This window comes from Anoxybacillus pushchinoensis (assembly GCF_900111795.1).
In the GTDB taxonomy this organism is placed as follows: domain Bacteria; phylum Bacillota; class Bacilli; order Bacillales; family Anoxybacillaceae; genus Anoxybacillus; species Anoxybacillus pushchinoensis.
In genome coordinates this window covers 1-10,699 of the sequence record NZ_FOJQ01000064.1, presented here as the reverse complement: position 1 = coordinate 10,699, position 10,699 = coordinate 1, and the positions used below count along the sequence as shown (strand labels likewise).

At 41.1% G+C, this 10,699-nt stretch carries 13 protein-coding genes and 1 pseudogene; 2 read left to right on the top strand and 12 right to left on the bottom strand.

Translation table 11 applies throughout. The features are described from left to right. Positions 1-261: IS200/IS605 family transposase (gene tnpA / locus BM213_RS12765; protein ID WP_091704752.1), on the bottom strand; the 261-nt coding region annotated here is incomplete at its 3' end. Between the two features lie 494 nt (positions 262-755). Between tnpA and BM213_RS12755 the strand changes: the two genes are divergently transcribed. Continuing rightward, positions 756-971 (top strand): DNA-dependent RNA polymerase subunit epsilon, encoded by a 216-nt coding sequence (locus BM213_RS12755; protein ID WP_091704747.1) that lies wholly within the window; start codon positions 756-758, stop codon positions 969-971. Further along, positions 968-2,635: a ribonuclease J1 gene (rnjA, locus tag BM213_RS12750; RefSeq protein WP_003396607.1), complete on the top strand. Its 1,668-nt coding sequence runs from the start codon at positions 968-970 to the stop codon at positions 2,633-2,635. The genes BM213_RS12755 and rnjA overlap by 4 nt, the downstream gene beginning before the upstream one ends. A 426-nt stretch (positions 2,636-3,061) precedes the next feature. Here rnjA and BM213_RS12745 read toward each other — a convergent pair whose 3' ends face one another. The 11 genes and pseudogenes from BM213_RS12745 to BM213_RS12695 all read right to left on the bottom strand — a co-directional run. Beyond that, positions 3,062-3,511 carry a hypothetical protein gene (locus tag BM213_RS12745; protein ID WP_025039205.1) on the bottom strand — a complete coding sequence of 150 codons (450 nt, stop codon included), beginning with the start codon at positions 3,509-3,511 and terminating at the stop codon, positions 3,062-3,064. A gap of 190 nt (positions 3,512-3,701) precedes the next feature. After that, positions 3,702-5,645: an insertion element protein gene (locus tag BM213_RS12740; protein WP_091704744.1), complete on the bottom strand. Its 1,944-nt coding sequence runs from the start codon at positions 5,643-5,645 to the stop codon at positions 3,702-3,704. Next, entirely contained in the window at positions 5,638-5,889 is a 252-nt protein-coding gene (locus tag BM213_RS12735; RefSeq protein WP_014195724.1) for a hypothetical protein, read from the bottom strand. The genes BM213_RS12740 and BM213_RS12735 overlap by 8 nt, the downstream gene beginning before the upstream one ends. Before the next feature lie 278 nt (positions 5,890-6,167). Then, the gene (locus tag BM213_RS12730) at positions 6,168-6,830 is read right to left on the bottom strand and encodes a potassium channel family protein (RefSeq protein ID WP_091704742.1); all 663 of its coding nucleotides are present in this window, start codon (positions 6,828-6,830) and stop codon (positions 6,168-6,170) included. Beyond that, positions 6,827-7,288, bottom strand: a complete 462-nt coding sequence (locus tag BM213_RS12725) for a TlpA family protein disulfide reductase (RefSeq protein WP_091704739.1) — start codon at positions 7,286-7,288, stop codon at positions 6,827-6,829. The genes BM213_RS12730 and BM213_RS12725 overlap by 4 nt, the downstream gene beginning before the upstream one ends. Next, positions 7,285-8,424 carry an N-acetyldiaminopimelate deacetylase gene (locus BM213_RS12720; protein WP_091704736.1) on the bottom strand — a complete coding sequence of 380 codons (1,140 nt, stop codon included), beginning with the start codon at positions 8,422-8,424 and terminating at the stop codon, positions 7,285-7,287. Before BM213_RS12720 ends, BM213_RS12725 begins: the two co-directional genes overlap by 4 nt. Positions 8,425-8,465: 41 nt before the next feature. Then, positions 8,466-9,173 carry a 2,3,4,5-tetrahydropyridine-2,6-dicarboxylate N-acetyltransferase gene (gene dapD / locus BM213_RS12715; RefSeq protein ID WP_091704733.1) on the bottom strand — a complete coding sequence of 236 codons (708 nt, stop codon included), beginning with the start codon at positions 9,171-9,173 and terminating at the stop codon, positions 8,466-8,468. Between the two features lie 66 nt (positions 9,174-9,239). After that, a complete protein-coding gene (gene cbpB / locus BM213_RS12710; protein ID WP_080629205.1) occupies positions 9,240-9,698 on the bottom strand; it encodes a cyclic-di-AMP-binding protein CbpB in 459 nt (152 codons plus the stop codon). 68 nt (positions 9,699-9,766) lie between these two features. After that, positions 9,767-10,006, bottom strand: a complete 240-nt coding sequence (locus BM213_RS12705) for a YkuJ family protein (protein WP_003396622.1) — start codon at positions 10,004-10,006, stop codon at positions 9,767-9,769. Between the two features lie 99 nt (positions 10,007-10,105). Next, entirely contained in the window at positions 10,106-10,339 is a 234-nt protein-coding gene (locus tag BM213_RS12700; RefSeq protein ID WP_091704731.1) for a hypothetical protein, read from the bottom strand. Between the two features lie 58 nt (positions 10,340-10,397). Beyond that, positions 10,398-10,699: pseudogene (locus BM213_RS12695) on the bottom strand (RNA-guided endonuclease IscB); the annotation flags it as partial.

Genomic DNA, 10,699 nt, shown 5'->3' with positions numbered 1-10,699 from the left:
GCTTTTCCCTTTAAACGCTTGTATAATTTTGTGCAAATGTTGACGAGGGTCAAAAGAAATGAACAAATGAACATGATCAGGCATAATTTCCATTGCTTTGATTTGTACATCATGTTCTTTGGCAACTTCTTCAAAAATTTTTTTTAAATCTCGTTCAATATCTCCAACTAACACTTTTCTACGGTATTTTGGACAAAACACAATATGATATTGATTGAGATAAACAATCCCTTTTTTATGGGTGTATTTTTCGTTTTCCAAAAACAATCACCTCTATACTAAATATACCATAAACAATAGATAAAATAAACACATCTAATAAATTTATCAAAAAAAATACGCAATTCATCCCCTTGTCTAAAGACAGGGGCTTTCTCGCGCTCCTCGTGTAACGGAATTGCGCCGTATTGTCAATAAATTGGTTGTTTCAATGTATATATTTTCCTACGCAAAATTTGTCGAGCATCTTCTTATAATAAATAGTAGATAAAACATTTACTTTCCATCAAAATCGGATACAATAAAAGTGAGGAGTGATGCGTCATGTTGAAAAAGTTGAAACGCAAGCTGCTCAAACAATGGAAAGAACTGTTGCGCAGAAAATCAATTGCTTAAACGTTGTACGAGCCCTTCTGTTGAAGGGCTTCTTTTCAATTTTGTTTCCCATTCCACACTTTTTATATATAATAAGAAAAGCGGAACGCGCTCGGGGCTAATAAAATCATTACAACATTATACATAAGGAGAGATGAACGTTGATTTTTAAAGTGTTTTACCAAGATACGATCGATGAAGTGCCGGTAAGAGAAAAAACGAAGACGCTATACATTGAAGCAGAAAGCGAGCGAGATGTGCGCCGAAAACTACAAGACCGTCAAATCAATATTGAATACATTCAGCCGCTTGAAGGGGCGCATTTAGCGTACGAACAACAACACCCTAATTTTCACGTATTGGAGATTGAACGATGAAATGTTTAAAAGATAAACAAGTTGGTGTTTTCGCTCTCGGCGGTCTCGGTGAAATCGGGAAAAATACATATGGCGTGCAATATGAAGATGAAATTATCATCATTGATGCCGGCATTAAGTTTCCAGAAGACGAATTGCTCGGAATTGATTACGTCATCCCTGATTATAGCTATTTAGTGAAAAACGCAGAAAACATTAAAGGATTATTTATTACCCATGGACATGAAGACCATATTGGCGGCATTCCGTATTTGCTTCGCCAAGTGAACGTGCCGATTTACGGTGGAAAGTTAGCGCTCGGCCTCATTCGCAATAAGCTCGAGGAGCACGGATTGCTTCGCCAAACGAAATTAATTGAAATTCAAGAAGACGACGTCATTTCGTTCGGGAAAACAGCGGTTACATTTTTCCGAACGACGCATAGCATTCCAGATAGCTACGGCATCGTTGTGAAAACGCCAGTCGGTCAAATTGTGCATACAGGTGACTTTAAATTTGACTTCACCCCTGTCGGCGAGCCAGCAAACTTAACGAAGATGGCAGAAATCGGGAAAGAAGGCGTCCTTTGTTTATTGTCGGATAGTACAAATAGCGAAATTCCGCATTTTACGATGTCGGAACGGCGCGTCGGAGAAAGCATTCATGATATTTTCCGAAAAGTGCAAGGTCGCATCATTTTCGCGACGTTCGCTTCAAACATTCACCGCTTGCAACAAGTGACGGAAGCGGCTGTATTAAACAACCGAAAAATTGCCGTATTCGGACGGAGCATGGAAGCGGCGATCGAAATCGGACAACAGCTCGGCTACATTAAATGCCCGAAAGATACGTTCGTCGATGCGGCGCAAATTAACCGTCTTCCTGCCCATCGCGTCACCATTCTTTGCACCGGAAGCCAAGGTGAACCGATGGCGGCGTTGTCGCGCATTGCTAACGGCTCACACCGTCAAATTCAAATTATGCCGGGGGATACGGTCGTCTTTTCGTCCTCGCCGATTCCGGGCAATACAGTAAGCGTCAACCGCATTATTAACATGCTCGCACGTGCAGGAGCGGAAGTGATCCACGGGCCGCTTAGCGATATTCATACGTCCGGTCACGGCGGGCAAGAAGAACAAAAGTTAATGATTCGCCTAATGAAGCCGAAATATTTTATGCCGATTCACGGAGAATATCGCATGCAAAAAATGCACGTCAAACTCGCTGTCGATTGCGGTGTACCAGAAGAAAACTGCTTTATTATGGACAACGGCGAAGTGCTCGGCATTAGCGAAGAAGGGGCGAGCATCGTCGGTAAAATTCCGTCCGGCTCGGTGTATATTGACGGAAGCGGTATCGGAGATATCGGCAACATCGTATTGCGCGACCGCCGCATTTTATCGGAGGAAGGGCTTGTCATCGTCGTTGTAAGCATTAATATGAAAGAAATGAAAATTGCCGCAGGTCCAGATATTATTTCACGTGGATTCGTTTATATGCGTGAGTCGGGCAATTTAATTAGCGACGCTCAACAGCTCATTGCTAAACATTTACAACAATTGCTTGAACAAGGTACAAATCAATGGTCTGACATTAAAACGGAAATTACCGATACGCTCGCACCGTTTTTATACGAAAAAACGAAGCGAAAACCGATGATTTTGCCGATTATTATGGAAATATAAGAAAAGCACAAAACTATGCTCATTGACAGAATAAATTCTGTTGAATATAATGAAAATACAGATGTAGGGTGTTTTAGTTACCCACGATCGAATGCTCGCTACCATTAAAAATCGTAGCGACAGAAGGAAAACTTGTCGCTCATCCGCAGGCGACTAATAAATGGCGGACTCGAAAACTTGTCGCTCATCCGCAGGCGACTAATAAATGGCGGACTCGAAAACTTGTCAAAAAAGAAGCGGATACTCCGCTTCTTTTTTTAGATTGGGGTATTAAAAAAATGTCTGAACATTTAACAGCGTAATTAGCACAAAATTCGAACTAAATTTAACAAGGTAAAAAGCACATTAAAACGCTTGGGTTTATTCCAAGCGTTTTAAACTAAAATTATATTGACTTGTTAAATCAAGACTGTTACTAAAAGGTTACTACCGTACTTCAATTACAAAGGCATAACTTGAATCTCCCTTTTCCCATCTTGCTGAAACATCATACACATAAACACCTTTTTCTTTTGGTAATAGTATCACATTATCATTTATTGGAACATTTTCTGTTTTTATATTTGTAAGCCATCTATTTACTACTAATGTATTTTCTTTAGGCTCGTCTTTGAATTCTATTTTCAATTGGGAATTTGGTGGTACAACCACAGGTTTTAGTTCTTGATTTTTAATGAGTTCTGGCGGAGAACTTGTATCAGCACAAACAGAATTAAGTAATCCATTCCAACAATACGAACCTTGTGTCACTTCTACCTTTTTTTCTCCAACAGTTATGGTTGGTAAAGGTGGTTTAGCACTAAATAGTCCAATAACAAAATAACCACCAATGCCTAACACAATTAATACTAATAATGGAATTAAAAACTTTTTCATACACTTCCCTCCTCGTGGGTTAATTTTCCCTTTGCTAATTTTCTAAGTAATCTATATATTTAGTTTAACATAAAACACCAAAATCCTTAAAAAGGATTTCGTCAAAAAATATTGATATTTCAACAAAAATAAAAAACCAAATCGTATGGTGATTTGGTCTTATAAAATATCAAATCCCTTTCAATTATGGTTATTGCATATAAATTATTTCTTTTAAATCAAATCGTTTTTTTGCAATGCCTAATCGTTGAGCAGGTGTTCCTACTGTCTCTTTTGTTTTGTATGCTAAACAAAAATTGTAGTAAGTCCGAAGTATGGTAAGAGCCATTTGAGCATACTTTGGGTTAAAGTTTGAATAGATATAGCTTTTTCCGTCACCACGAGCTGTTGTCAATGGTCTTTCTAAAATAGATAGCCGTCTTCGAATGTGCTGGATAAAGGTATTCGTGGCGTTGTCATTCACATTTAAAACAAGATTGGCAATGTCCTTCGGTTCGAATGATGAAAGATCGGTTGTACAATCAACCCATCGAAATCCTCTGTCAATTGTCGCAAGCGGATGTTCAATCGGATTATCAGCGTATTCATAATGACTGCTGCCATCTGAAATGACTTTTTTATGAAATTGGTGTGTATGAAATAATTCTTCCAGTTTTAGAAAAGCCAATTTTCGCAAAGACTTTGTATCATAACCAGAGTTAATTCCCCAGTTGATTAAATCCACTCTTGCTTGAACAAATTCCTCACGAGCTTGTTTCCGAGATTTTGTTTTATCCGTTTGACAAAGAAAATGGTGGGCATCAGATAAGCGAATTTCTTTGGCAAATACACGATAAAGGGAAGTCATCAATGAATTGTCTTTATCTGTCACAAAACGCCACTCTGAAGCCTTTACAAGCTGTTTAATGAGCCAATAATGAGCAATCGTTGTATAAGTTGAATTAATGTGTAATCCATCAATATACTTGGCTCTGTGTTCAATTTTATCTAATTCGGCTTGATACTCGACATAAGTTTGTGTGTCATTTTTAGACGGAGGCATCGGATAATGAGAATATTTCGGAATGCGAGCGTGTTTCTTGGCAAATTCATTTAGGTGGTCTTCTTTTAAAAGAACGGTATCAAGGGCAATATCCCTCAATGAAATATCCCAATCAAATGCCACATCGCTTCGGAACACATACCTTGAGAATAAATCGGCAGTAATCACCACATTGGTTGGGAATTGACTTTCCTCTAAATCATCATACTGGCTGCCACCCATTCCTTTTTTCCGAACATTGTTGAGGAAATAGTTCATTTTATCGGTATTGAGCCATATTTCTTTAAACTGCATATTTTGAAGCGGTTTTGTTTCGTGCCGTTCCAAAAACTCCAAACATCTTCGATAAACAAATTCTAATTTATCGTAATAGGTACCTCTCCCAATTTCCAAAAGTTCGCAAGTTCTGGTAATCGGAACCCGACTTAACAATAACTTTGTAAACCAAAGAAGAATATCACTTCGTTTTTGATTGTATGTGATAGATTGCTTACGGTTAGGTAATACATTGGTAAACTTCTTGCACGTCTTACATTGCCATCTTTGTGATTTACCTGTGCTTTTTCCACGTTTATAGAATGCCTTTGGTTCGTTAAAAGGCGTACAATCTTCCGCAATACAACAATCTTTATGAAATTGATAATCGGGTTCAACATCTTGGATACTGTTGATTCTGATTAATCGTTCAATTTCTTGTGCGATAGACCAATTCGATAGTGTTATGGCGTGGCAGTCCAAAGTAGCTCCTTTTGTTAGATTAATTGGGTCTGGATTGCATTTAATGGTTTTGTCCGTTCCAGTTCCTGATAATTTATACCGACTTGGTTTCCCTTTTGTTTCAAATCTTTCTTGAGGAAGACCGTGCCACTTACAATACGGATTGGAACAATGATTGTATTGAATTTTGTAGATGTTTCCGTTCCAAGTGAATTCAGTTGGTTTGAACAGTAAATCTTTGTATTTAGTTCCGAACTGCTTTGGTGTTAACAATTCGTAATCTTTTGTTCTTTCTGCTGTTTCTGCCATCGAAACAGGGGAATGTACATTCACAAGATTATCTTCTTTGATAGCCAATCTCTTTAATTTAGCCAAAGTTATCGCTCTCCAATAAATATTCGATTTCCAATTGTTTTACAATTCTTTTGTTATTTCGTTTTTTGCTAATCCATTTGATGAAATCTTTATCTTCTAACAAGTTGAGAAGAAATGTATCAACAACTTCGCTTTCCGTGTACTCAGTGTATTCTGAATAGGTTTTTATAATCGCTCTTACTCGCTCAGAAATAAGCCAATCAACACGACTCGCATTGTTATTTTTGGGCTTAATAAACTTCATTTTATTTACACCTCGCAATAAAAATCGTCATACATTTAGTATGTCCAATTAGCATCAATTTTAACACATATTTGGAATACTGTCTGTTGGTCAGCAGTCACTTGCTAATTAAGATGCTAATTATAATGCGATTAATGGTCATAAATTAAATAAAACATTGATATATCAAGAAACAAAAGGGAGTCCATTTCATATGCGAATCGGACTCCCTTTTGTATTACTTTTTTTAATTTTGTACTCAACAATCGAACCCGTTACGTTTGGACACCTTCTTTTTATTATCCAACGACTTCGCTTTCGAAGCGGTCAATGTCTTGATCGGCGCCGATGACGATTAAAACATCCCCTTCGTAAATGACTTCTGATGCAAGCGGTGATACGATAATGTCGTTGTTTCGTTTAATCGCCACGATGTTAATGCCGTATTTCGCGCGAATGTCGAGCTCTAATAAGGAGTGACCATGAAGTTTTTCATTCGCGACAATTTCAACGATGCTATGTCGGTCAGACAGTTCTAAATAGTCGAGCACGTTGTTTGAAATCATATTGTTTGCGATGCGCTCACCCATATCGCGCTCCGGATGAACGATATGATCCGCTCCAATTTTTTTCAATACTTTTTCATGATAATCGTTCGTTGCTTTCACTGTAATTTTTTCGACACCGAGCTCTTTTAAAATCAGCGTTGTTAAAATGCTCGCTTGAATGTTGTCTCCGATGGCAACGATGACGTGGTCGAAATTACGAATGCCTAAACTTTTCAATACATTTTCATCCGTTGAATCGGCAACAACCGCTTGTGAGGCAATGGATGCGTATTCATTCACTTTATCTTCATTCACATCGATCGCAAGCACTTCCATTCCTTGTTCGCTTAACGTGCGACATACGCTACCGCCAAAGCGTCCGAGGCCGATGACAGCAAACTCCTTCTTTTTCATTCAATATCCCCTCTTGTTCGATATTCATCAATGACGCGAATGATTCGTTTTTCTAACATATTCATTCCACCGCTTCCTGCTTGGTAATGGCGAAAATGACCATCTGCATCAAATATATAGTACGTCGGCACACAGCGATTATCAAACGCTTCTTTTAACCGATGGTCATTGTCAACGAGAAGCGGATGGGTCATGCCGTATTGTTCAGCAAGCTGTTTTACCGCATCTACGTTTTTGTCGCTTTCTATTCTCGGCATATGGACAGATACGACGTGCAATTCCCCTTTGTAACGCTCGCGGAAGACGTTTACTTGTTTCATTCCGTCTTTACAAAGGTGGCAGCTCACCGCCCAAAAATGAATGAGCGTCGGCTTTCCGATGAGCTGTTCGCGCGTGACGTTCCCGTTTAATATCGTCGTTGCTCCGTCTAATGATGGCATTAGTTCCCGTAGTTTCATCGTTCTTCTTCCTTTGCTTCGTATTCGTTTCCTTTCCAAGCAATATAGCGCGTCAATAGCTCAATAGCAACGTCAATCGCCTCTTCGTTCGGGTTTAGTTTCGCATGGTGCAACCCAAACGGCGATTGCACCCCAAGCCAAAACATAAAACCTGGGATGCGTGCGAGCATATAGCCGAAATCTTCCCCTGTCATCGCTTCTTGACAGCGAACGAGGCGAACGTTCGTTTCTTTTTCAACGAACTGCATAAATTCATTTGTGAGCGTTTCATCGTTGTATACTTGATAATACATCGAACCGTAATCGATATGCGCTTCGCAATCGTAAGCGACTTCGATGCCGCGCACGAGCGCTTCGATGCGCCCTTTTACTTTTTCCATCGCCTCCGGTGAAAGAGTGCGAATCGTTCCTTCGAGCCGAGCGCGCTCAGCGATGACATTTTGAACGGTGCCGCTCGTCAATTTTCCGATCGTAATGACGGCGCTATCGAGCGGATTGACGTTGCGCGAGACGATCGTCTGCAGCTGCATAATAAAGGCGCTTGCCGCAACGACCATATCTTTCGTTTCATGCGGAAAGGCCGCGTGCCCACCTTTGCCGATAAAATCAATAAAAAGCTCAGACGTATTCGCAAATAAGAGCCCTTCTTTCGTCGCAATCGTTCCGACCGGATATTCTGGAGCGATATGCAAGGCGAGTACGATATCAGGCATCCATTCTTTCATCTCCTCGCTCTCCAACATCGGAAGCGCTCCACCCGGTCCTTCTTCAGCCGGTTGAAAAATAAAGAGCATATGATCGCGAATCGGATGATGAACGACATGAGTAAGCACGCCGAGCGCAATCGCCATATGCATATCGTGTCCGCATGCGTGCATCCGCCCTTCGTGCGTCGAGCGAAACGGGACGTCCGTCTGCTCGTCAATCGGCAGCCCGTCCATATCGGCGCGATAGCCGATCGTTTTCGTTGGAGAAAGGCCACGTACACGTACGAAAATGCCGGTGCGCCACGTTTTCACATCCAAACGTTGTTGCGGCAAAGTAGCGAGATAGTTCAATATGTATTGTTGTGTTTTAAACTCTTGAAAGCCAAGTTCAGGAATTTGATGCAAATCGCGCCGAATGTTTACAAACATTTCGATCCTCCTTTTGAAAAAAGCGTGGAAACATCCACGCTTTATAGTTGACGAAGTTCTTGTTTAATTTCTACTTTCGCTTTCGTTTTTTCATCAATTTGTTTAATGACGCGCGCAGGTACACCTGCAACGACCGTATATGGCGGCACATCTTCCGTGACGATTGCCCCAGCCGCAACGACCGCACCTTTGCCGACTGTAACCCCTTCTAAAATGACGGCGTTTGCCCCAATCATCACATCGTCTTCGACAATGACCGGTTTTGCGGATGGCGGCTCAATGACGCCTGCAAGTACCGCACCTGCCCCAACGTGGCAGTTTTTCCCTACCGTCGCACGTCCGCCGAGCACCGCGTTCATATCAATCATCGTGCCTTCGCCAACGACCGCACCGATATTAATGACCGCCCCCATCATAATAACCGCATTGTCACCAATTTGCACTTGATCGCGAATGATCGCTCCCGGCTCAATGCGCGCTTTTATATGTTTTAAGTCAAGAAGCGGAATTGCGGAATTGCGGCGATCGTTTTCTACAACGTAATCTTCAATTTTATGTTTGTTCGCTTCAAGCGCCGCTTCAATGTCTGCCCATTCGCCAAACACGACGCCTGTACGGCCAGTAATGAACGTTTGCGCGCTCGATCCGAAATCAATGTCGGCGATCTCTCCTTTTATGTATACTTTTACTGGTGTTTTCTTTTTGCTGTTTTGAATAAACGAAATAATTTCATTCGCATCCATCATCATATGAAGTTCCTCCTTATCGTTTTATTTTTTTACTTTAGCAAATGAAACAAACGGTGACAAGCATATTTATTGACGCTTTTCATACATGGAACGATTGAATCGCTTCAATATTTCGCGGCGCGTCACAATGCCTACAAAATAGCCGTCATCGTTTTCGACACAAACGAACGGATGGTCAATGAGCAACTTTAACGCTTTTAAAAACGAGTCGTTTACATGTAAACGCGGAATGTTGCGTTGCATCGCCTGTTCGACTTTCATCGTTTCAAGCCGCTCAAATTCAATGCGCTCTACACCTAAAATCGCATCCATAATCATCGTCATGCTGATGAGCCCTTGCAGTTGATACGTCATATTTAACACTGGGATGGCTGAATACCCTGTGCGCGTTAAGACGAGTAAAGCATGTTCTAAATGATTCCCCACTTGCACGTGCGCCACTTTATCGGACGGAATCATTAATTCGGTCAGCGAAGGTTGTTGCATCGTCATTCCGCCTTTCACGATATAATCCCCACCTGTCATTGTAACATGTTCACTTCAGTAAGGAAAAGCGAGAAGTATAGTAAAAAAGCCTTCACCGATGTGAAGACTTAATTTAACAAATCAAAAATTTCGATGGCGATCATATCGATGTTGTCGAACTGGTACGATTTCGGTTTTTCTCCTTTTTCGTATACTTCCAATACGAACGTGTTCGTTTTTTCATAATATGTAACGCTGCATTTCTTTTCACCGTTTACTTCAAAATTGCGTTGCGGTGCTTCGTTCGTTCCTGTTTTTTGCTCTTGTAAGCTAATTAAACGTTGGATAATGCCTAATAATTGCGACATGGCGTTCCTTCCTTTCCGATACGTATTTCAACGACTATTCACTACTGTACCAAGATTCGCGAAAAAAGTAAACAAAAACAAAAGCCCACGGGAGCGGGCTTACGTTTGAAGCGCGACGTATGCAATATAACCGAGCAAAAGAGCGACAAACACGATGTAAGCAATAAATACCGGATTGCGTACATACGGATGAGCTGCCACTTTCTCGCCAACGCTCGTATCGTATTCGCCTTGCGTTTTTTGGCGCTTGCCAACTTGATACGTATACACAAATCCCCCGACTAATACCCCGCTTGCGATCAGTAAAAGCATCCAAGAAAATGTGTCCATCATCGTTCACGAAACTTACGCAAGGAAGCCACTGCCTTTAGGCACGGGGAGGAATTGCACCTTACGCAAGTTCCGCCACCCCCTTTCCATAAGCATATCCGTCAAATCGCTGAATGACTTGGACATATCTATAATTTATTCCTTGTGCGATACGCTTTCCGTCCTTGCCTTTAATATCGAAACTTCCAGTCTTTCTACATGCGACTTCGCCAAACCAAACGCCTTGATATTTCCCTCTTGGGACAACAGCCTTAACCATGTCCCCTGTTTGAAAACCAAAGAAGAATTTTTGTCTTGCAAGATAACCTCTTGGGAAGCCATATCTATCTAGGTTTGTACGAGAGCGACTACCACGCCCTTTTG